The organism is Bacillus sp. CGMCC 1.16607 (assembly GCF_042683745.1).
In the GTDB taxonomy this organism is placed as follows: domain Bacteria; phylum Bacillota; class Bacilli; order Bacillales; family Cytobacillaceae; genus Pseudoneobacillus.
Genome location: NZ_JBHUJX010000007.1, coordinates 126,976 through 148,838, shown reverse-complemented (window position 1 = coordinate 148,838; position 21,863 = coordinate 126,976). Strand labels below are relative to the sequence as shown.

Here is a 21,863-nt window from a genome sequence, read left to right as displayed (position 1 = left end):
ACAAGTTCAATGTGGAGGCGGTATGGATTATGAGCATTATTGGTGTAATCCCAGCTAGATATCATTCTTCAAGATTTCCAGGTAAACCTTTAGCAGATATTTGTGGAAAGCCGATGATTTGGTGGGTTTATAACCAACTAAAGCTGGTTCCAGAGTTGGATGAGGTTTACGTTGCAACAGATGATAATAGAATCAAAGATGTTTGTGAAGAGTTCGAAATGAACGCGATTATGACCGCAGCTAGTCACAAAACTCACTTAGATCGACTTTACGAGGTGTCTACAAAAGTAGCTGCCGACTTTTATATTAATGTGAATGGTGATGAGCCGTTAATCGAAGCAGAGGCTATTCAGAAAATCATACCTGAAAACATTGACCCGGAGTCCTTGTTTGTTTCCAATCTTATGACAGAACTAAAGAATCCATTAGAAGCGGTAGACTTCTCCAAGATAAAGGTTGCAACGGATGTTAATGGATATGGATTGTACATGGCTAGAAGTCCGATACCATACCCGAAAGGAACCTACAGCTTTACCTATAAGAAATTTGTTGGTGTCCAATGCTTTACGAAAAGTGCATTGGATTTTTGTTTTCATGCCCAGAGGGGACCTTTGGAAGAAGCGGAAGATATTGATGAATTTCGATTTTTAGAAAATGGCCAAAGGATCAAATTTATTGAATCAAATGTGACTACGTTATCGGTAGATACTCCTAAGGATTTAGAAGCGGTGAAGTCCATTATTCATCATCAAATGAAACAGGGTGATTATATTTATGAGTAAAATCATGATTCTTGATTGCACCCTTCGCGATGGGGGCTATATAAATGGTTGGCACTTTGGAGAACGAACCATTAAAAAAATCATTTCTAAATTATCAATGTCGAAAATTGACATTATTGAATGTGGATTTATCGAAGAAAAGGACTTCGATGAAAATAAGACCCTATTTAATAATGTGGAAAGAATACGAGAATACATTGAGCCAAAGAACGAACACATACATTATGTTGGAATGATTGCCCAACCATATATTTCGATTGATAAGCTTTCTGATTGTGACGGTAAATCCATTGATGGTATACGGGTAACCTTTCATGAAAATGAAATCGAAGAGGCTTTAATCTATGGAAAACGATTAATGGAAAAAGGCTATAAGGTTTATATTCAGCCAGTGGGAACGACAAGCTATTCTGATTCAAGCTTATTAGAATTGATCGATAAAGTGAATCAGTTAAATCCATACGCTTTTTATTTAGTCGACACACTTGGGATCATGTACAAAAACGACCTGCTTAGAATGTTTCATCTTCTAGATAATAACTTGAAAGAATCCATTTGTATTGGATTTCATTCGCATAATAATCTGCAATTGTCCTTTTCCAATGCACAGGAATTATTAGCTCTGCATACGAAAAGAAGGATTATTATCGATTCTTCAGTTTTTGGAATGGGTAGAGGGGCAGGGAATCTTTGTACAGAGCTCATTACCCATTATATTAATGAGAATATAGAAGATAAATATGATACGGTTCCTTTATTAGAAATTGTCGACGAGCATCTAAGTACGATGAATACCGAAGTGAAATGGGGCTACTCGATTCCATATTATCTTGCTGCTATCAATAAATGTCACCCTAACTATGCTCATTATCTAATCAATAAGCAAACGATTTCTGTTAAGTCGATCCATACGATTTTAAAGAAAATACCAATGAGAACAAGGGATATTTATGATAAACACTTAATTGAAGATTTATATATCGATTATCAAAGTCACTTTGTTAATGATTCGGATGATCTTGAAGTCATCAGAAGGGTGGTTGGTGAAAGGAAAATACTTATTATTGCTCCTGGAAAATCGATTGAAAACCAAAAGGAAGAAATCAATGATTTTATTCGAGTGAATGATCCTTTTGTGTTTAGCGTTAATTTTATTCCACATTCGTTTATGACGGATGCCGTGTTTATTAGTAACCAAAAACGCTTTGAACGTGTTTCAGATATTATGGACAATCAATTAGAAAATACAACGTTCATAACGACTTCCAATATTTCTAATTCAAAAAATGATTCCACTTTCATCGTTAATTATTCGGATCTACTTAACGATAATCCAATCATTTCCGATAATGCTGGCTTAATGCTACTAAATCTTTTACAACGTTTATCGGTGAAAAATGTATATTTCGCAGGATTTGATGGTTTCAGTATCAATAAGAGTAACAACTATTTTTCAACTGAAATGAACAATCATACAGAGCTTCATGAACTTGTAAAGAAAAACGAAGCGATTAGTGAATTTTTGGAAATGAAGCAAAAGAAAATGAATCTTCATTTTATTACATCAACCGTCTATAATGATGCGTATACAGATGCAGTGATTAACTAGAAGGCTTGGAGGAACTATGAAATATTCTACCATTATCTTTGATTTAGATGGAACTTTACTTGATACTTCAGAAGGTATCATGTTAGGGGCTAGTTATACAGTTAGAAGGATGGGGGCTGCTGAATTAACGATTGATCAGCTAAAAAGCTTTATTGGACCACCTCTATTGGATTCCTTTATTCGGGAATGTGGCTTTATCGAAAAAGAAGCAAGAACAGCAGTAGAATTATATCGAGAAAGATATAAAGAAAAAGGAATATATGAGGCAAAGCATTATGACCGAATAAAAGAACTATTAGTTGCGATAAAGGAAATGAAGGGTAAAACTGCCGTAGCTACGCTTAAGCTGGATGCCTTCGCAAAGGAAATGATCAACCATTTCGAATTATTGCCTTATTTTGATTCAATCAATGGAATAGATCATAGGGACGTCCATTCTAAGGCTGATATTATTTCCATTTGCTTAAAAGAATTGGATCAGCAAGATGCTTCAAAAGTAGTCATGATCGGTGACAGCATCTATGATGCCATCGGGGCTGAACAAATGGGTATAGACTTCATTGCGGTCACTTATGGCTATGGATTTAAAAATAAAGAAGAAGCAAGTCAAAGTAAGCATGTTTTTATTGCTGAAACAGTTGATGAGATAAGAGCATTTTTGGAGCTTTAATCAAATATGATGACATTCATACAAAAACGATAATGACTAAAGGAAACAAAAAATACCACTAGAGAATTTTTCTGGTGGTATTTTTGGTTTCCATAAAAATAGGGGGTCAGATCGCATGACTATATTTTCGGCTGTATTAGACCATATAGAAGTAATTGAGAAAATAAAAGAGACATTAATGAATGAGATTGAATTAGTTGGTATGGAGTGTAAAAAAGCTTTAGAAAATGGAAATGTGATTTATTTCATGGGGAATGGTGGCAGTGCAGCAGATAGCCAGCATCTTGCGGCTGAACTTGTCGGCAGATTCGTGAAAGAGAGAAAAGGATTGCCTTCGGTTGCATTAACTACGGATACATCTATTCTTACTGCTGTTGGAAATGATTATGGGTTTGAGGAGATATTCAGTAGACAAATAGAAGCATTAGTTAAGCCCGATGACGTTGTAATTGGTATCACCACTTCAGGCAATAGTCCAAATATTATTAAAGCAATAAATAAAGCAACAGAACTGGGGGCAACTACCATTGGTTTAACAGGAAGAGATGGTGGTATGTTAAAAGATCTATGTGACCATTGTCTTGTAATCCCTTCCAATAATACGGCTAGAATTCAAGAAGCGCATATTTTAATCGGCCATATGATTTGTGAAATCCTAGATGAGGAGTATTAATGGATGATTAAAAATGTTCCATTTCTAATTGATCTCTTTAAAACAAAAATTAAAGATTGCCATGTTCTTGTTATTGGAGACGTTATGTTAGATAAATATTGCTTCGGGGACATGACAAGAATCTCTCCAGAAGCACCTGTCCCAGTGGTGAATATGAAAGAAGAAATGAAAACACTAGGTGGGGCCGCGAACGTAGCAAATAATTTAGCCCATTTAGGATGTAAAGTTTCTCTCGCTGGAGTTGTAGGGGATGATCAAGGTAAAAATGAACTTTTCGATATGTTGAGATTTGGAAGTATTGACCATTCAGGAATGATTATTGGTAACAGATGTACAACGACGAAAACTAGAATTATCAGTGGGAATCAGCAAGTTCTTAGGATGGATAATGAAGAAAAAATGGATATTTCAGATTCCATACTGGAGCAGTTTGAAGAATGGTTTTTAAATAAAATGGCACATGAACACTTTGATGCGATTATCATTTCAGATTATGAAAAAGGATTCTGTCGAAAAGAGCTTTGCCAAAAAGTGATTCATACAGCTAATCAACATGATATACCGATCATTATTGATCCTAAAGGAAATGACTGGAGCAAATATACAAATGCCACCATGGTTACTCCAAATCTAAAAGAATTAAGTGGAATAATTGGAAGGAAATTATCGAATACAGATGAAGTTATCCATCAATATGGACCCGAATTAAGGAAGAGATTTGCTTTCGATTATTTGTTAGTTACACGGTCTGATAAAGGAATGAGTCTAGTTGGAGAAGATAAAATCATTCATATTCCTACTTTAGCTAAAGAGATTTTTGATGTTTCTGGTGCCGGCGATACGGTTGTTTCTACAATAGCTGCCTTTATAGGGATTGGAGCCCAAATAGATGATGCAGTAAAAATCTCCAACCTTGCCGCCAGAATTGTCATTGGCAAATTAGGAACGTATGCTGTTCGAGATTTTGAGTTACTGGATCAATTGGAATTATTCATTGAAAGTGTTGAGAATTTATCAAATAAAGTAGCATCTAGAAACGAATTGAAGCAATTGGTCAATAAATGGAGGGCAAATGGTGAGAAAATCGTTTTCACAAACGGCTGTTTTGATTTACTGCATATCGGCCATGCTACTTATTTGAAGGATGCTAGACGATTAGGAAATAAACTAATTGTTGGACTCAATAGTGATAGCTCTATAAAAAGATTAAAGGGACCTAGTAGACCGATACTAAATGAAAATGATCGAGCAAAAATGCTCTCATTCTTTGAATTTGTCGATGCTGTTTGTCTATTTGATGAAGATACACCATTACACCTACTTTCTGAAGTAAGACCCGATATTTTAGTAAAGGGTGGAGATTATACGCCAGAAGAAGTTGTTGGTCGTGAATATACAGACAAGGTTGTCATCATCTCCTTTGTGGAAGGTTATTCCACATCTAATATCATCGAGAAAATTTCTTATAAAGAACGTTCTAAAGTGTAAATTATCAAATAAAATAACGGTGAGAAATGATGAAAGAACGAGGAAATACAAAATTAAAGATAATAGATAAATTTCTTGGAATACCAATTGTTTTTACCCTTGGGTTATTCAAGAAAAAGAAAAAGAGAGAGAGGCTGAATCCGCGAAATATCATTATCGTAATGATCGCGGCAATCGGAGATACACTATTACTCTCATCAATTATAAAAGAATTAACTCATCTTTATCCAAATGTGAACATCACTCTTGTATGTTCAAATGGAAATATTTCAGCTGCTAAAAACATACCAAATATTAATCAAATCATTAAGTTTGACATGTCGAATGTATGGAGTAGTTTTTTAGTTTTAAAGAAACTTAAAGCGTATGATCTTTTACTAGACTTCGGAGCTTGGTCTAGATTAAATGCTATTATCTCCTATGTCATTAAAGCGGATTATAAAATTGGCTTTAAAAGAAAGAATATATTTAGACATTATATTTATGACCAAACTGTAGAACATACAGATCATATACATGAGTTAGAAAATTACCGTAATCTTTTCAGCTCCTTAGGAAGTAGTTTATTAGGATTTAAACCTGAATTTATTATTAATGAAAAAAGTATGAAAAAAATTAGAATGCTGCTACATCCTTATCAAAAATATATCATTTTCCATTTGTTTGCATCGGGTTCCCATAAAGAGAAAAAAGAATGGCCAGAATCAAATTGGATTCGTTTAGCAAACCGTTTAAAGGGAGAAAACTATACCATTCTTTTAACTGGTGGAAAACAAGATAGTTACTATGCAAATGAAATCAGCCAGAAAATAGGGACGAATTGTATTTCTCTCGCTGGAAAGCTTTCTTTAGAGGAAACGGCCGCTTTAATAAATGAAGTAGGAACGATTGTAACGGTCAATACAGGGATCATGCATCTTGCTGCAACAACGAGGGCAAGTATTACGGCCATACATGGACCTACATCACCACAAAGATGGGGACCGATTTCAGAGAAAGCTGTTATCCTCGAACCAAGAATAAAGTGCGATCATCTACTTAGCTTAGGATTTGAAAAACATGAATGTGTAATTGAAGGTGGTTGTATATCAACCATTGAGGTGGATGATGTTTATAATGTCTTAACAAAGAATTTGCCGAAAATGGGTGTGGGAACATGATAAATGAATTAAAGAAAAGTGAACTAACCAACTTTGCAAAAATAGAAGATGTACGTGGGATCCTTATTTCACTTGAAGCTTTAAGAGATATCATTTTTGAAATAAAGAGAGTTTACTATATTTATAATACGAAAGCGAACTTATCCAGAGGCTTTCATGCTCATAAGAATTTGCAACAGCAAATAATTTGTGTAAGTGGATCGTGCGAAGTTGTGTTAGATAATGGAAAAGAAAAACGTTGTTATCATTTAAATGAACCACATCAAGGTCTATTTGTTGATAAAATGATTTGGCATGAGATGCATAATTTTTCAGAAAATTGCGTCCTGATAGTACTAGCAAGTGATTATTATAATGAAGAGGACTATATAAGAGATTATGAAGATTTTATTGCGCATAAAGGGGCAGTAATACCCCCACCTCAAGGTAGTGGGTGAAAACTAGATATCCTAGTTGGGGATAACTGCCCGTAAAGGCTTGACGACGGACAGGATGTCCTAGTCAGGCGAAGGCACAGGACGTGCCGTGACTTGAGCGTGATTGGTTCAACTAACAATCAGTGGGGATGAAGAACCCCCACTGATTGAGTTTCACTTTATCCAGAATACGTTGAGTTGATTAATATTAGAAATTAGTTGGTCAGGAGGAGAAATTTGAGTAATCTTGAGGAAATTTCAATAAAGGAATTTGCTGATGAAGATAAGATAGAGTGGGATGAATTTATTGATCATTCTAAAAATGGCACGTTTCTTCATAAAATTGATTACCTGCACTACCATAAAGATCGATTCACTGATTGTTCACTACTTCTCAAGAAAAAAGATCGAATTGTAGCCGTAATGCCAGGAAATATAGAAGGATCAACCTTTTATACCCATAAAGGGATCACTTATGGTGGATTGCTCACTTTACCTGAAACGAAGATTGATGATGTCATTACGTATTTTAATCGAATCAATCAATATTTAAAGGAAGAGAAACAAGTACGTAAAGTAGTCTATAAATCCATTCCTTTTATTTATCCTAGCATCCCATCACAAGAGGATGAATATGTTCTTTTTCGACTCGGAGCAAAAATCATTCATTCTGGAATTTCATCTACTATATATAAGGATGAAAGAATCCCCTTTACCACATTAAGAAAAAGAGGGATTAAAAAGGCGAAAAATTATCCTTTAGAAATAAAGATTGATTATCAATATGAAGATTTTTGGAGGATCTTAACGGAAAATTTGCTTAAAACATATCATTCTAAGCCTGTTCATACTTTATCAGAAATGAAGAAATTGAAAAATCTGTTCAACGATCATATTCGTCTTTTCAGTGTATATTACGAGAAAGAATGTCTTGCTGGGGTTGTGATGTACGTAAGTAAAAACGTCGCCCGTGTCCAATATATTTCTGCGAGTGAAACGGGGAAAAAACTGGCTGCCTTAGACTATCTATTTGATTATTTAATTCATCAAGTGTTTACAAATGTGAAATATTTTGATTTTGGAACTTCTGCAGGGGGTGAAAATACCTATTTAAATGAAGGTCTGATTTTTCAAAAACAAGGCTTTGGAGCACGGGGAATATTGTATCAGCAGTATGAATATGAAGTAGATAGAATAATAGAAAATAAAAAGGAAGATTAAACGTATGATTCCATTTCTGAATTTAAAGGAAATCAATGCTCAATATGCGGATGAATTAAAGGCTGCGGTCGCTAGAGTGATCGACAGTGGCTGGTATATTCTTGGTGATGAAGTAGAAGCATTTGAACGTGAGTTCGCTGATTATTGTAGCGTTAAATATTGTATTGGTGTTAGCAATGGATTAGATGCATTAAAGTTAATTTTGAAAGCTTATGGATTTGGTCCAGGGGATGAAATCATTGTGCCCTCCAATACTTATATTGCGTCTATTTTAGCTGTTTCTGAAGTTGGAGCAACACCTATTTTAGTTGAACCCAATATGGAAACATTTAATATGGATCCAAATCTAATCGAACATCATATTACAGAGAATACGAAAGCGATCTTGGTTGTTCATCTATACGGACGCACAGCAGAAATGGAAGCTATTTGTGACATTGCAAGTAGGTATAATCTGAAAGTAATTGAAGATGCGGCGCAGGCACAGGGAGCCATGCTAGGTGGAAAGATGGTAGGAAATCTAGGAGATGCTGCTGGCTTTAGCTTTTATCCTGGTAAGAACTTAGGGGCACTAGGTGATGCAGGAGCTGTTACAACCAATGATGATGATTTAGCGAATAAAATTAGAGCATTACGTAATTATGGTTCACATAAGAAGTATGTAAATATGTATAGAGGCTTCAATCACCGACTTGATGAAATTCAGGCGGCTATGCTTCGTATCAAGCTTAAATATTTAAATCTAGAGAATGAAGCTAGAAGAAAACTGGCCAAATTATACGAAGATAACATAAATAATCCATTCATTGTTTTGCCAGCTTCACCGGAAAATGAGGAAGAACATGTTTGGCATGTTTTTGTGATTAGAACGAAAGAACGAGAAAGACTTCAAGCTTATTTATTGAATCATGGAATTCATACTTTTATTCATTATCCAATACCACCTCATAAACAATTAGCCTATTTGGAATGGAATGATTTTTCCTATCCAATTTCTGAACAAATTCATGATGAGGTATTAAGCATCCCTATCTCACCCATACAATCGACTGAGGATACTTGGGAAATTATCGAAGCGCTGAATAAGTTTAAGTAGGAGCAAGTGTATGAACTTCATAAAAACCAGTATGTTTTCAGCCCTTTCTACTAGTATTAAATTAGCTTCGGGATTAGTGATAAACAAGATTGTTGCCGTGTTTATTGGTCCAACCGGTATAGCATTAATTGGTCAGTTTCAAAACTTTTTGGATGCTATGATTACAATCGGAAGCGGTGCGATTAACTCTGGAGTGACAAAATATGTGGCAGAGTATCATGAAACAGATGATAAAAAGCGAAACGATGTCATAAGTGCATCGTTAGTCATTACTGTTATATTTTCCTTAGTATTAGGTGCTTCCATATTTTGTGGGAGCACCTTTTTATCTCATTGGATATTAAAATCAAACGAATATCATATTTTATTTAAACTTTTGGGTGTAACTTTATTTTTTATTTGCTTTAATACGATCCTCTTATCCATTATTAATGGAATGAAAAAGATCAAGCTGTTTATCACCATCAACATATCAAGTAGTCTGCTCTCTCTCATCATTACAACGATTTTGACCATTAAATATGCATTGGTTGGCGCACTAATAGCGATGGTCATTGTTCAATCAATTATTTTACTTATTACACTGCCAATTGTTCTAAAAAGGCTCGATATTAAGTTTAAATGGAATGAAGTAGCAGATAAAAGCCATTTTCGGAAATTGATTTGCTTTTCCTTAATGACCATAATATCGATCATATCTGTTTCTCTCACACAGATCATGATTAGAAATCATTTAATCAATCATCTTTCCATGGATGAGGCGGGGTACTGGCAATCTGTAAGTAAAATTTCATCGATGTATTTAATGGTCGTAACAACGGCTTTCTCTACTTATTATTTGCCAAGGTTATCAGAGTTGCAGACGAAAGAGGAACTTCGAAAAGAAATACTATCTGGATATAAATTTATTTTACCGTTTGCTTCAGTTTCGGCGTTATTCATTTATTTTTTAAGGGATACAATTATTTCATTGTTGTTTACCCCCGAATTTATTAGTATGAGAAACTTATTTTTCTTTCAATTAATTGGAGATTTTTTTAAAGTAGCGAGTTGGACGTTATCTTTTTTAATGATTGCAAAGGCAATGACGAAGATGTTTATTTTTACGGAAATATTATTTTCATTATTTTTTTATGGAATGACTGTCTGGTTTGTCCACCTAAATGGGATGGTGGGAGTGACGCAAGCCTATGCGTTGAATTATTTTTCTTATTTACTATTTATGTTTCTATTATTTTATAAATTGCTGTTTTTGAAGGAAAATACAAAGTTAACAGAGCCGAGTAAATCTTTCGGAACGTGATGAGGTGATTGTTTTTTGAGTAAAATTCTATTATTAGGGGAATACAGTGGATTACATCGGAATCTAAAGGAAGGGTTAGTAGAGTTAGGTCATGAAGTATTAGTCGCTTCAGATGGTGACTGGAATAAGAAAATTAATAGTGATATCGATTTAACATTAAAATCAAAGAATAAAATAGCAAAATTTATCCGATTAGTAAAAAATTTAAGAAGTTTTAAAGGATATGATATTGTCCAATTTATTAATCCATATGTTTCACATAAATTTGGTGCTTTTTTCTATAACTCCATCTTCAAAAATAATAAAAAAATATTCTGTCTAGCTGCTGGGGACGATGTAGAGTCAGTTAAATATGTCCTATCTGGCAAAATGAATAAATACACACCACTTGATGAATATCAAATGGATAATCAAAAACTAGAGTATACAAATAAACTTGATTTATATCTTCATAACAAATTCATGAGAAAAATTGATGGAGTTATCCCGGTTATGTTCGAGTACGCAGAAAGCTATAGGAACAGTGATTTTTCGCATAAAATGAATCACACGATTACTTATCCTATCAACACAGATAAAATTCAATACGAAAAAAATACTTTGAAGAACAAAATCGTTTTTTATCATGCATCAAATAGGCCTAAATTTAAAGGTACAGGTGTTATAAAAGAAGCAATGAATATCTTTCAAAAAAAGTATCCAAATGATGTAGAAATGATCTATGCGGATTTTTTACCGCTAAATGAATATTTAGAGGTCCTATCGAAAACAAACGTAGTCATTGACCAGTGCAGATCGTATTCATATGGAATGAACGCTGTTTATTCCATGGCTAAAGGAAAAATTGTCATGAGTGGTTCTGAACCAGAAGCATTAAAAGAACTAGAGCTAGGCAATTGTCCGGTTATCAATATTACTCCCGATGTAAACCAAATTCTAAATCAATTTGAAAACATATTGGAGAACAAAAATCAAATGCAAGACATGAGCCAGGCATCTCGGACATTTATTGAGGAAACACATGATTATAGAAAGATTGCTAGTCAATATGTTGAGAGCTGGGGAGTATAGTTAATTACTTAAGATTAAGTAAATGTTCAAATAAATCAGGATTTAATAAATGAAAATTCCGGGAGGAAAATTATGGAGAAGTTGATCATCTTCGGGACTGGAAAAACGGCAGAATTAGCGTATTATTATTTTACAAATGACTCAAAATATGAAGTAATAGGATTCGCTGTTGATGGAAAATACATGAATGTAAAAGAATTTTACGGCCTGCCGGTATATGAATTTGAAACGATTGAAAATAATATAAATGTTGATGAAGTCTATTTCTTTGCTGCATTGACTTACACAAAAATGAATGAGATAAGAGAGATTAAAATTAAAAATGCCAGGGAAAAAGGTTTTCGATTAGCGAGCTATATAAGTTCGAAAGCTACTATTTTTAATAATGTAAAGATAGGTGAACATTGTTTTATACTTGAAAATAATAACATACAGCCTTTTGTGGAGATCGGTGATAACAACATCCTGTGGAGTGGAAACCATGTTGGACATCATTCAAAAATCGGGAATAATAATTTCATTACTTCACATGTTGTAATTAGTGGAAATGTTAGGATAAGCGATAATTGTTTTATTGGTGTTAATTCTACATTACGTGACGGTATAGAAATAGCAAATTATACTCTGATCGGAGCAGCAAGTTTTATTAGTAGAAATACAAACCAAAAAGAGGTTTATAAGAGTAATTATGCTAATTTATCTCAGTTAAATAGTGATCAAATTAAAATATGAATCTAACTATCTATGATATATAGGAGGATTTTTTACAAAAACCCGCAGTATTTTTAAATAATCGTGTAATAGACATGGGAGGAAATCTCTTTTCTTTGCATAATGTTGAGTTTGTTCACTTACATTATATAAGGATTTGGAGAGGTACTCCTTTTTTCATGTCTTGAAACGCTTGGGTGACAGAGTGTTAGAATTACTGATTTTAAAAATAATAATTTTGGGAGAGGGCTATGAAGAAATTGGTTATTTTCGGAACTGAGAAAACAGCGGAATTAGCTCATTATTATTTCACTAATGATTCAGAGTACGATGTAATAGGATTCACTGTTGATGCTGAATATATGAATACGAAAGAGTTTTATGGACTTCCGGTATATGAGTTTGAAACTATTGAAAATAATATAAATGTTGATGAAGTCGACTTTTTTGCTGCATTGACTGCCAAAAAAATGAATCGTGTGAGAGAAAATAAGGTGAAAGAATCGAAGGAAAAGGGTTTTCGATTAGCGAGTTATATAAGCTCTAAAGCTACGGTTTTCGATAATGTAAAAATAGGTGAACATTGTTTTATACTTGAAAACGTGACCCTACAACCATTTGTAGAGATAGGAGATAACAATATACTTGGGGGTGAAAGTAAAATTTGTCATCATGCGAAAATTGGAAACAACAATTTCATTGCTGGATACTCAGTAATTGCTGGGAATGCAATTATTAAAGATAATTGTTTTATTGGTGTAAGTACAACGATACGCGATGGTATAGAAATTGCAGATGATACATTTATCGGAGCAGGAAGTTTTGTTAATAATAGTACAAAGCCAAAAGAAGTATACAAAGGTAATTATGCTACGTTAACTAAAATTACCAGCGATCGAATAAGTAGGTAAATTTGCTGTAGCTAATTGATATACAGCTTTAACAAATAATTTTGTTACTTAAACAGGTGATCGTTTTGGAAAAGTCAGCCATTTTTTTTGACCGAGATGGTGTCTTAAATGAGGATTCTGGATATGTTTATAAACCAAATGATTTTAAATGGATTGCTGGGGCTGTTGAGACGATAAAACACTTAAAAAGTAATGGATACACTATTATAGTGATAACAAATCAGTCTGGAGTGGCAAGAGGTTATTATACAGAAGAGGATGTAAAAGACCTCCATAATTGGATGAATGATGTGTTGTATCAAAAGCATGATGTACAAATCGATTCCTTTTACTATTGTCCACATCATCCAACCATTGGTTTCAGTCCATATAAAACATTGTGTGAATGTCGAAAACCAAGACCAGGTCTAATCAATAAGGCACTGTCTGAGTTTAGAATAGATATAAATAGAAGTTATTTTATTGGAGATAAAGATAGTGATATGAAAGCTGCAGCTGCAGTTGGTTTAAGAGGATATAAATTTAGTACGGGGAATTTATTTGAATTTATGATTGATCAACGCATCTTATAGGTTAACTGTCTTCCTAACAGGAGTTAGAGGGAACCTTACGATTGAGACATAAAATGGATGAATGTATAAAAAATGGAAGTAGCCATTATCAGGCACTTCCATTTTTTATTTTCTGTATTTATTAATAGTAATCTTGATGGAATAAAAGGGGGGGGGGAGAAGTGAATGGAGAGCAGAAAAAAGTCTAGAAAAACAACTAGATGGTTATTTTGGGGATTTGGTATCCTTTTCGTTTTACTTGTTCTTGGTGCAACGTACGGATACAAGAAAATCCAACCAAGTCAACATTTCAAAAAGGTTGAAACTTTAGCCGAGCCCGCGCGTACTATCCAGGAAAAAGACATACCCCCAAATCCCTCAAAGCCAAGTGAAAATAGAAAACCAACAAGTGAAAAGGCCATCGAGCCATTCAATGTCCTACTATTAGGGTTAGATGGTGAACATTCAAAAGCGACACGAACAGATGTAATTATGGTTGCGAATATTAACCCTGAAAAGAAAACCGTCAATCTTTTGTCGATTCCACGTGACACCCAGGTTCATCTTCAAGGCATCGGACTAACGAAGATTAATCATGCTCATTTTATGGCAGAACTGTCGGGTGAAAGTCGGGATGGTACGGAGGCATCAATTCAAGCCGTTGCTGATTTATTGGGGATTCCTATTCATTATTATGTAAAAACGGATTTTAATGGATTTGTGAAATTTATTGATGATATAGGTGGTTTGGAAATTGATTTGCCTTATTCAGTTCAGATAAACGATGATGTTGTGTTAAAGAAGGGACATCAAGAATTTAATGGTGAGGTAGCTCTAGCTTTTGCTAGAGAAAGGTATCATCTACAAAATGGTGATTTCGGTAGACAAGAAAGTCAAATGCTGATTTTACAATCAATGGCTCAAAAATTATTGCAACCATCCAATATTTCGCGATTACCCTCGTTATATTCTAGGATTAAACGAGATATAGTAGACACTAATTTTACCCAAATGGATATCTTAAGTCTTGCCTTTATCTATAAAGGGATGTCAGGAGAACAGCTTCATTATTTTCAAGTGCCTGGTCACTCTGATATAGCTCAGGATCCTATATTAAGGAGAAAGCTTTACTATTGGATTCCTAATATGGAAGAAGTGAAGGAAATTATTCATAACTGGTGATGATATTGATTCGAGCATGAACTTGGAGGTGTAAAAATGAGTATTCTAGTTCTAGGAGGAGCAGGCTATATTGGCTCCCATGCGGTTTACCAGCTGATCGAGAACCAGTATGATGTCGTTGTGATCGATTCGTTACAGACAGGTCACGCCCAAGCCATTCATCCGAAAGCGAAATTTTTTCACGGGGACATTCGAGATAAAGAATTTTTACGGCATGTATTCCAAAAGGAAAAGATAGAGGCCGTACTTCATTTTGCCGCCTATTCTCTTGTCGGTGAATCGATGGAAAATCCGATCCAATACTTTGATAATAATGTATACGGAACGCAAATATTATTGGATGTAATGGTTGAATTCGGGGTGAAACAGATCGTTTTCTCATCCACTGCTGCCGCCTACGGAGAACAAGAGGTGATGCCGATTAGGGAAGATATGCTGACCGTTCCGACCAATGCTTACGGTGAGACGAAATTAACGATGGAAAAATTAATGAAATGGTGCGATGTGGCACACGGTTTAAAGTTTGTTTCGCTTCGCTATTTTAATGTAGCGGGGGCAAGATCAACAGGGGAGATCGGAGAAGCTCATGATCCTGAAACGCATCTGATTCCGGTGATTCTTCAAGTGGCTTTAGGACAGCGGGAATACATCTCTATTTTCGGTGATGAGTATGAAACAGAAGACGGTACGTGCATACGGGATTACGTCCATGTAGAAGATTTAATTGATGCACATATTCTTGCATTAAAATATTTGCAAGCCGGAGGTAAAAGTAACATCTTTAACCTTGGCAGCAGCCGCGGTTTTTCGGTAAAAGAAATCATTGATGCGGCTAGGGAGGTAACAAGTCATCCCATTCCTGCAATAGTAGCAGAAAGAAGAGAGGGTGATCCGAGTAAGCTTATAGCGTCTTCCGAAAAAGCAAAGCAAGTTCTTGACTGGAAACCAACTCGCACATCGATCCACAAAATCATTCAAGATGCTTGGAAGTGGCATTCGACTCATCCAAATGGGTATGGTGAGTTAATAAAAGTTGATTATTGATAAATTGTCTACAAAAAGGGATGAAATTATTTGTGTCTAACGGGAGAAAGTCTAAAGCCCTTTTATTATGGATCGCCGTATTATTGGAGATGATGCTTATTTTTAGTCTATCTGCACAGCCAGTCTCTCAATCGAACAAACTAAGTAAAGGAGTAACAAAGACGGTTGTAGAAACAGTAGAGAAAGTGTCTCTGGGAATGGATCTGAGTACAGATAGACTAAATCATATCGTTAGAAAAAATGCTCATTTTTTCACTTATCTCATCCTTGCTTGCTTCATTTGGATGGCATTGAAGAAAAGTGGGATGAATAAGTATAAAGCCTTTTCATGGGCACTCCTTGTTTGTGTCCTCTACGCAATTACCGATGAAATACACCAGCTATTTGTTCCTGGGAGAGGTAGTCAAGTGAAGGATGTGCTGATTGATAGCGCTGGAGCAGTGACAGGGCTAGGCTTGTGTAGCGTAGCGAGTCAAATAAGGCGAAAAATGAAGAAATCATAGATTTAGAAAAATATATAAGAAGACTAGTAAGAGAAGGAGTTACTCAATTCAATCAAACATTTGATTGAATTGAGTCTCATGATATAAGCTTCATCAAATTGAATGTATAGTCGAATGAAGATGGGTGAATTGCCCCGCATGTTTATTTTTCCTCAGGTATTTCCCTCCTAATATGTAATAACCTTTCATAATAAGAGACCTCCCCGTAGATAAATTTTCTCAGATTATAAGGATGTAGATTAATAGAATGAAAACACACTTAATGGATGTAATTGTAATCAAGATAAATAAACTACGTCTCAAGACCTAGATTGATTTACAGATACAGACTAATGGAAAGCAAGACAAAAATCGTGTATTGTTGAATTATAGAATTTCGTGAAAATTTTTATCGACATACGAAACATTTTTTCCTTTTCATTCGTATGAAATAGTAAGATATTTTTTGCTCGAACTAGGAGTTGATTATGATGAATCCGTTTCTTTCATTTATTATAAGAACGTCTGTAGCTTTGCCAACGGCGTTCATTGTGTTGCCAGTGAGTTTTTTTGCATTCGGTCAAACTTTACTACTTTCCTCTGCCATTTCAGTTGGAGGTGGAGCGGTTGCCTTTTTAGGAACAGGTGTGTACACGAAACACCGATTCTTGAAAAAACACCAGCTCACTCGAAAGGAATATGTATATATAAAGAAGAATTTGAAGGAAGCGAAGCCGAAAATTGCTCGCTTGAATAAGTCATTATTTAAGATTCGCCATATACCTTCATTAAAAGAACGAATTGATGTGCTGCGAGTTACTCGGAAAATTTACCGACTAACGAAAATGGAGCCGAAGCGATTTTACAAGGCTGAGCCCTTTTACTTTTCTCATCTTGATTCAATTTTAGAGTTAACAGAAAAATACGCCTTTTTAGCGTCACAGCCAAAGAAGAATCACGAGCTGGAACTATCCCTGAACGAGACACGTCGTACATTAAGTGAATTAGCACAAATTTTAGAAAATGATTTGCATCAAGTCATTTCAGACGATATTGATCATCTTAATTTTGAAATTGATGTCGCAAAGAATACAATTAATACATTGAAAAAATAGGGGCAGTGCACCCGAAATCCTTAGGGGGTTAAAAAATGAGTGAACAAAATACAGGTAATTTATTAGACGATATACTTGCTAATCCATTTGGAGATGTAAAAGAAGAAGTATCTGTACCGCAATCGGTAGAAGAGAAGCCGGTCAAATTAATTGATGTAATTCCAGAAGAAAACAAAGCGAAGGCTTATCAGCTAGCTGCGCAAATTGATCCGAAAAATCATCAATCCATGATTTTATACGGGTCACAGGCGCAAGGAAAGCTATTGTCTTTTTCGCATTCGATGCTCGAGCATGTACAGAAGAAAGATGTAGGTGAGGTCGGGGAAATCATCGCTGATTTAATGAAGCGCTTGAATGAGATGAGCCCAGACGAGTTAAGTCCGGAGAAGCGCTCATTAATTGGAAGAATGTTCGGGAAGATTTCAGGCTCTGTTCAAGAGGTATTATCGAAGTACCAAAAGACAGGTGCGCAAATTGATCGCATCAGTGTGAAGCTGGATCGTAGTAAAAATGTCCTTTTATCAGATATTGTCATGTTGGAAAAGCTTTATGAAACGAATAAGGAATATTTCCATGCTTTGAATGTGTATATTGCAGCGGGAGAGATTAAGCTAGAAGAATTGCACGGGAAGACAATTCCTGCTTTAAGAAAAGAAGCGGAAGCGACAAACGATCAAATGAAGTTCCAAGAAGTGAGCGACATGATCCAGTTTGCGGACCGACTGGATAAACGTTTACATGACTTGAAATTAAGCCGTGAAATGACGATTCAAAGCGCGCCGCAAATTCGTTTGATTCAAAATACAAACCAAGTGCTCGTCGAGAAAATTCAATCGTCCATCGTCACAGCGATTCCGCTTTGGAAAAACCAAGTGGCAATTGCGCTAACTTTGTTAAGACAGCGTTCTGCGGTAGAGGCGCAAAAGCAAGTGTCGAAAACAACGAATGAGCTGCTATTAAAAAACGCAGAATTACTGAAAACCAATACGATCGAGACCGCAAAAGAAAACGAGCGTGGCCTCGTCGATATCGAAACATTAAAGAAAACCCAAGAAAGCCTTATCTCTACACTTGAAGAAACACTACGCATTCAAGAAGACGGACGAAACAAACGTCGTCAAGCTGAACATGAACTTGCACAAATGGAAGGCCAACTAAGAGTCAAACTACTCGAAATCAAAGGCGAATAAGAAAAGCGTAAGCGCCTTGATCAGCCCCGACAAGCAAATGCTTCGAAACCAAGAAAGTCGTTCTTTGACTTTTTGGGTTTCGAACATTTGACCTCGAGGTCGACAAGAGCGCGACGTCCTGTCGCATTGTCGACACTAGTACATCCTGTACGTCGGGGCTAGGACGCTTGCGCTGGACAATTTCGAAGTCCGAAAATGTTATGCTTATCTTTTAAAAATCTCACTTTAACGCACTAAACCGTCGGGGGACTGACCCCCACCCCTTTAACGCGTTAAACGGCTGGGGGTCAGTCCCCCGGTGCTTTAAAGGGGTAAAGAGAAAGGTAACTGTTACCAATTTTTATTTGAAGGTGAGCAGTTGCTTTTTTGGTACTTTTATTAGAATGTGACAATAAAACTATTCAAATGTCGAATTTACCATTATAGTAGAGTTAAGAATTTCAAATGGAAGGTTATTGGTAAAATGTCTAACGAACAAAAGGAAAAAATCCTTTCCATTATCTTCGAAGCCTATGAAAGAGGAATAAATAGTGAATCAATGACAGCAGATGTCATGGTGGAGGAGTTAAAGGAGAAAATCAAGGTTATATTGGAAAAGGAAGAAGTCTCACTTGTAAAAGTTTAATAGAAAACAAAAAAACACAATAGCCAGACTCAGGATGAGTAAGGCTACTGTGTTTTTTGTTTTTATTTATTTCTTCACATCTACAATTCGACCTTCAACTTTAACATCAATTTTCTTAGATGTTTGTAAATAGTCGCGGAACATTTCATAGTCGACATTACCAGGCTCACTTACACGACCTTCGGCATAAACTTTCTTAAATACGTCATAATTGTCTCCACCTTTAGCTGTAAAGGTATTCGTGGCAACGATATAATTTTTGCTTTCATCTAAAGCGGTGAAGCTGCCATCTTTACCTTTTACCTCAATAGATACAACTCGCTTTCCAGCTTCTTTGCTGCTGTCATACGTGAATTTTAATCCAGATACATGTAAGAAACCACCGTTTTCTTTAGGTACTTGGCTTACGCTTTGCTCTAGAGCTGTCTTAATTTCAGAGCCTTTTAAATTCATAATCCCTAAAGTGTTAATGAATGGCATAACGGTTAAAATTTCCCCTAATGTAATATCTCCAGCATCAATAGACGCACGAATTCCGCCACCATTTGTTAAGGCGATTACTGTGTCAGGGTTAATTGTTTTCGCTGTCGCCAACATTCCATCCGTAATTAAATTTCCTAAATTTGTTTCTCTCGTACGAGCATTAGCACGTTCGCCATCAAGTTTAGTCGTTGTTTCCGCTCCAATGGATTGGTTTTGAAGCTTTGTTACTTGTTCTTTATATGGTTTTAAGATTTCTAGCGCACCAGCATCCTCTTCAATCGTTGCTTTATCGTCTGTCACGATTAGTTTGCCTGCATGGCCAGTAATTTTTCCATAATAGTCGAAAGTAACATCTAATGTACCTAGAGCTTGACCATATTCATAAGCTTGAACGATGATCGTAGGCTCTTGCTTTCCTTCACTAATGACAGTAGGTTCAGCTAGCTTCGTATGAGTATGACCACCGATGATGACGTCAATTCCTTCTACCTTCTTAGCTAACTCTAAATCGTTATCGAACGCAACATTATCATCGTAGCCTAAATGCGATACGGCGATAATCTTGTTCACACCAAGCTTTTTAAACTCTTGTACCATTCTTTCTGATTCCTTCACATAATCACTGAAGGTTACGTTAACTGGACTGGAAATGCCAGCGGTTTCTGCTGTCGTTAGACCGAAAATACCCACTTTTTGACCGTCAACAACTTTAATGATTCCGTCAAAAATTTGTCCATTTTCAATTTTCTCAGCTACAGTGCCACGGTTTTGTAAGCCGTTAAATAAAGCATCCTTTGAAAAATCAACATTGGCACTGATGAACGGGAATTTCGCTTTTTTCACAAATTCGGAAAGAGCTTTATGTCCATCAGGACTAGCGCCTAAATCGAATTCATGGTTACCGAATGTCATCATGTCGTAGCCAAGATAATTCATTAATTCGAGGTCAGCTTGTCCTTGGAACTCGTTAAAATATAATGTACCTGAGAAAACATCCCCAGCATCAATTAAAAGGTTATTTGGTTTTTGGGCACGAACTTCTTTCACTGCCGTTGCACGTTTAGCAAATCTTGCAGCGTTTGCATGGGTGTCATTCGTGTGCATAATCGTCAAATCTAATTTACCTTTTTCAATGGCTTGAGCTGCAGCATAAAGGAAAATAGCCACTTCGCCACTATTTGCACTTTGATTAAATCCAAATTTCGTTTGAGATATGCCCTTGATTACATTGTTTGCTACGATAGATTGAATAGCTGTTCCATATTTGCTATTTACATCTGTATAAGTATATTCCTTTTGACCGATTAGCTTGAAGCCATTTGTAATCCAAATCGCTAATTCACCACGAGAAATCGTGCTGTCAGAACCAAAGGTTGTGGCTGTTTTTCCAGAAGTGATTCCTGCTGCTTTCAACGCATTAACGGCGCCTTTGGCTTGTTCAGGTACATCTGTAAAGTCTGCATCAGGAGTATTTTCTGTATCTAATCCAAGAACCTTGGCTAGTAGAATCGCTGCATCTGCACGCTTGATCGAATCGTTGATTCCAAAAAGGGTAGCTGATTTTCCTGTAGCTCCTTTAGATATTAGAAAATCAACCGCTGCTTTATGACTATCTGGCACATCAGTAAATTGACTATCCGCTGCAAAGGCAGCAGGTGTCATCGCAGCTGCAACAAGAGTAGCGGTAGTAGCTGTTGCTAACAACTTTCTGTAAGACTTAGTGAAATTCATCCTTTACTTCCTCCTCGATTCTTGTGATTTAAAGACTACTATTCTATACCTAGCGAAAAGTAGAAATAGTAGTTTCCAATAATAATTGTAACAAAGTAACCTCCTTATTGCAGAGATATTTTAATAGTTTTACATTACTTTAATACACTTTAGTGCTTTAACGTTCCGGGGGACTGACCCCCGGTGCTTTAAAGGGGTAAAGCGTATTATTTATTTAGTAAGAAATTTGTCACAATTCTTTTCTATTTTTTTGAAACCAAATTGTGGTTATAATCGTCTATTAAGGTGTCGAAATTTTAATTGGGTGAATTGGGTGGAAAATAATCCCTTTTACCTGTTGTGTCTATGA

General features: G+C 35.7%; 21 protein-coding genes. 20 read left to right on the top strand and 1 reads right to left on the bottom strand.

The window, feature by feature from the left end:
• Positions 1-29: 29 nt before the first annotated feature.
• The 20 genes from ACFSO7_RS02040 (at position 30) to ACFSO7_RS01945 (ending at position 19,300) form a co-directional block, all read left to right on the top strand.
• Positions 30-782, top strand: coding sequence for a 3-deoxy-manno-octulosonate cytidylyltransferase (locus ACFSO7_RS02040; protein ID WP_377874882.1), 753 nt, complete (start codon positions 30-32; stop codon positions 780-782).
• Entirely contained in the window at positions 775-2,391 is a 1,617-nt protein-coding gene (locus tag ACFSO7_RS02035) for an aldolase catalytic domain-containing protein (protein WP_377874880.1), read from the top strand. The genes ACFSO7_RS02040 and ACFSO7_RS02035 overlap by 8 nt, the downstream gene beginning before the upstream one ends.
• A 16-nt stretch (positions 2,392-2,407) precedes the next feature.
• Positions 2,408-3,061 carry an HAD hydrolase-like protein gene (locus tag ACFSO7_RS02030; protein ID WP_377874878.1) on the top strand — a complete coding sequence of 218 codons (654 nt, stop codon included), beginning with the start codon at positions 2,408-2,410 and terminating at the stop codon, positions 3,059-3,061.
• 115 nt (positions 3,062-3,176) lie between these two features.
• Entirely contained in the window at positions 3,177-3,734 is a 558-nt protein-coding gene (locus ACFSO7_RS02025) for a D-sedoheptulose 7-phosphate isomerase (RefSeq protein WP_377874877.1), read from the top strand.
• 3 nt (positions 3,735-3,737) lie between these two features.
• The gene (rfaE1, locus tag ACFSO7_RS02020; protein ID WP_377874875.1) at positions 3,738-5,222 is read left to right on the top strand and encodes a D-glycero-beta-D-manno-heptose-7-phosphate kinase; all 1,485 of its coding nucleotides are present in this window, start codon (positions 3,738-3,740) and stop codon (positions 5,220-5,222) included.
• 29 nt (positions 5,223-5,251) lie between these two features.
• A complete protein-coding gene (locus ACFSO7_RS02015; RefSeq protein ID WP_377874873.1) occupies positions 5,252-6,382 on the top strand; it encodes a glycosyltransferase family 9 protein in 1,131 nt (376 codons plus the stop codon).
• Entirely contained in the window at positions 6,379-6,819 is a 441-nt protein-coding gene (locus ACFSO7_RS02010) for a sugar 3,4-ketoisomerase (protein ID WP_377874871.1), read from the top strand. Before ACFSO7_RS02015 ends, ACFSO7_RS02010 begins: the two co-directional genes overlap by 4 nt.
• A 216-nt stretch (positions 6,820-7,035) precedes the next feature.
• Positions 7,036-8,019 (top strand): GNAT family N-acetyltransferase, encoded by a 984-nt coding sequence (locus ACFSO7_RS02005; RefSeq protein ID WP_377874869.1) that lies wholly within the window; start codon positions 7,036-7,038, stop codon positions 8,017-8,019.
• 4 nt (positions 8,020-8,023) lie between these two features.
• Complete coding sequence (locus tag ACFSO7_RS02000) at positions 8,024-9,115, top strand: DegT/DnrJ/EryC1/StrS family aminotransferase (RefSeq protein ID WP_377874867.1); 1,092 nt, start codon at positions 8,024-8,026, stop codon at positions 9,113-9,115.
• A 10-nt stretch (positions 9,116-9,125) separates the two neighbouring features.
• Positions 9,126-10,418: an O-antigen translocase gene (locus ACFSO7_RS01995; RefSeq protein ID WP_377874866.1), complete on the top strand. Its 1,293-nt coding sequence runs from the start codon at positions 9,126-9,128 to the stop codon at positions 10,416-10,418.
• 15 nt (positions 10,419-10,433) lie between these two features.
• Complete coding sequence (locus ACFSO7_RS01990; RefSeq protein ID WP_377874864.1) at positions 10,434-11,489, top strand: glycosyltransferase; 1,056 nt, start codon at positions 10,434-10,436, stop codon at positions 11,487-11,489.
• Positions 11,490-11,561: 72 nt separating this feature from the next.
• Positions 11,562-12,221, top strand: coding sequence for an acetyltransferase (locus tag ACFSO7_RS01985; protein ID WP_377874863.1), 660 nt, complete (start codon positions 11,562-11,564; stop codon positions 12,219-12,221).
• Positions 12,222-12,451: 230 nt separating this feature from the next.
• Positions 12,452-13,111, top strand: coding sequence for an acetyltransferase (locus tag ACFSO7_RS01980; protein WP_377874861.1), 660 nt, complete (start codon positions 12,452-12,454; stop codon positions 13,109-13,111).
• Between the two features lie 65 nt (positions 13,112-13,176).
• A complete protein-coding gene (gene gmhB / locus ACFSO7_RS01975; RefSeq protein WP_377874859.1) occupies positions 13,177-13,683 on the top strand; it encodes a D-glycero-beta-D-manno-heptose 1,7-bisphosphate 7-phosphatase in 507 nt (168 codons plus the stop codon).
• Between the two features lie 165 nt (positions 13,684-13,848).
• Positions 13,849-14,844: an LCP family glycopolymer transferase gene (locus tag ACFSO7_RS01970; protein WP_377874857.1), complete on the top strand. Its 996-nt coding sequence runs from the start codon at positions 13,849-13,851 to the stop codon at positions 14,842-14,844.
• Positions 14,845-14,880: 36 nt separating this feature from the next.
• Positions 14,881-15,888 carry a UDP-glucose 4-epimerase GalE gene (galE, locus tag ACFSO7_RS01965; RefSeq protein WP_377874855.1) on the top strand — a complete coding sequence of 336 codons (1,008 nt, stop codon included), beginning with the start codon at positions 14,881-14,883 and terminating at the stop codon, positions 15,886-15,888.
• Between the two features lie 32 nt (positions 15,889-15,920).
• Positions 15,921-16,391 carry a VanZ family protein gene (locus ACFSO7_RS01960; protein WP_377874853.1) on the top strand — a complete coding sequence of 157 codons (471 nt, stop codon included), beginning with the start codon at positions 15,921-15,923 and terminating at the stop codon, positions 16,389-16,391.
• Between the two features lie 470 nt (positions 16,392-16,861).
• Positions 16,862-17,485, top strand: coding sequence for a 5-bromo-4-chloroindolyl phosphate hydrolysis family protein (locus ACFSO7_RS01955; RefSeq protein ID WP_377875081.1), 624 nt, complete (start codon positions 16,862-16,864; stop codon positions 17,483-17,485).
• A 35-nt stretch (positions 17,486-17,520) separates the two neighbouring features.
• Positions 17,521-18,675, top strand: coding sequence for a toxic anion resistance protein (locus tag ACFSO7_RS01950; RefSeq protein ID WP_377874851.1), 1,155 nt, complete (start codon positions 17,521-17,523; stop codon positions 18,673-18,675).
• 463 nt (positions 18,676-19,138) lie between these two features.
• The gene (locus ACFSO7_RS01945; RefSeq protein WP_377874849.1) at positions 19,139-19,300 is read left to right on the top strand and encodes a YwzD family small protein; all 162 of its coding nucleotides are present in this window, start codon (positions 19,139-19,141) and stop codon (positions 19,298-19,300) included.
• A 66-nt stretch (positions 19,301-19,366) separates the two neighbouring features.
• Here the strand turns inward: ACFSO7_RS01945 and ACFSO7_RS01940 are convergent, their stop codons facing one another.
• Positions 19,367-21,514, bottom strand: a complete 2,148-nt coding sequence (locus ACFSO7_RS01940; protein WP_377874847.1) for a 5'-nucleotidase C-terminal domain-containing protein — start codon at positions 21,512-21,514, stop codon at positions 19,367-19,369.
• Positions 21,515-21,863 lie beyond the last annotated feature (349 nt).

Coding starts and splice junctions, on each gene's coding strand:
- ACFSO7_RS02035 (WP_377874880.1), top strand. CDS start 775: ATGAGTAAAATCATGATTCTTGATTGCACCCTTCGCGATGGGGGCTAT.
- ACFSO7_RS01950 (WP_377874851.1), top strand. CDS start 17,521: ATGAGTGAACAAAATACAGGTAATTTATTAGACGATATACTTGCTAAT.
- ACFSO7_RS02040 (WP_377874882.1), top strand. CDS start 30: ATGAGCATTATTGGTGTAATCCCAGCTAGATATCATTCTTCAAGATTT.
- ACFSO7_RS02025 (WP_377874877.1), top strand. CDS start 3,177: ATGACTATATTTTCGGCTGTATTAGACCATATAGAAGTAATTGAGAAA.
- ACFSO7_RS01985 (WP_377874863.1), top strand. CDS start 11,562: ATGGAGAAGTTGATCATCTTCGGGACTGGAAAAACGGCAGAATTAGCG.
- ACFSO7_RS02010 (WP_377874871.1), top strand. CDS start 6,379: ATGATAAATGAATTAAAGAAAAGTGAACTAACCAACTTTGCAAAAATA.
- rfaE1 (WP_377874875.1), top strand. CDS start 3,738: ATGATTAAAAATGTTCCATTTCTAATTGATCTCTTTAAAACAAAAATT.
- ACFSO7_RS01955 (WP_377875081.1), top strand. CDS start 16,862: ATGAATCCGTTTCTTTCATTTATTATAAGAACGTCTGTAGCTTTGCCA.
- ACFSO7_RS01940 (WP_377874847.1), bottom strand. CDS start 21,514: ATGAATTTCACTAAGTCTTACAGAAAGTTGTTAGCAACAGCTACTACC.
- ACFSO7_RS02030 (WP_377874878.1), top strand. CDS start 2,408: ATGAAATATTCTACCATTATCTTTGATTTAGATGGAACTTTACTTGAT.
- ACFSO7_RS02015 (WP_377874873.1), top strand. CDS start 5,252: ATGAAAGAACGAGGAAATACAAAATTAAAGATAATAGATAAATTTCTT.
- ACFSO7_RS01945 (WP_377874849.1), top strand. CDS start 19,139: ATGTCTAACGAACAAAAGGAAAAAATCCTTTCCATTATCTTCGAAGCC.
- ACFSO7_RS01970 (WP_377874857.1), top strand. CDS start 13,849: ATGGAGAGCAGAAAAAAGTCTAGAAAAACAACTAGATGGTTATTTTGG.
- ACFSO7_RS01995 (WP_377874866.1), top strand. CDS start 9,126: ATGAACTTCATAAAAACCAGTATGTTTTCAGCCCTTTCTACTAGTATT.
- ACFSO7_RS02000 (WP_377874867.1), top strand. CDS start 8,024: ATGATTCCATTTCTGAATTTAAAGGAAATCAATGCTCAATATGCGGAT.
- ACFSO7_RS01980 (WP_377874861.1), top strand. CDS start 12,452: ATGAAGAAATTGGTTATTTTCGGAACTGAGAAAACAGCGGAATTAGCT.
- galE (WP_377874855.1), top strand. CDS start 14,881: ATGAGTATTCTAGTTCTAGGAGGAGCAGGCTATATTGGCTCCCATGCG.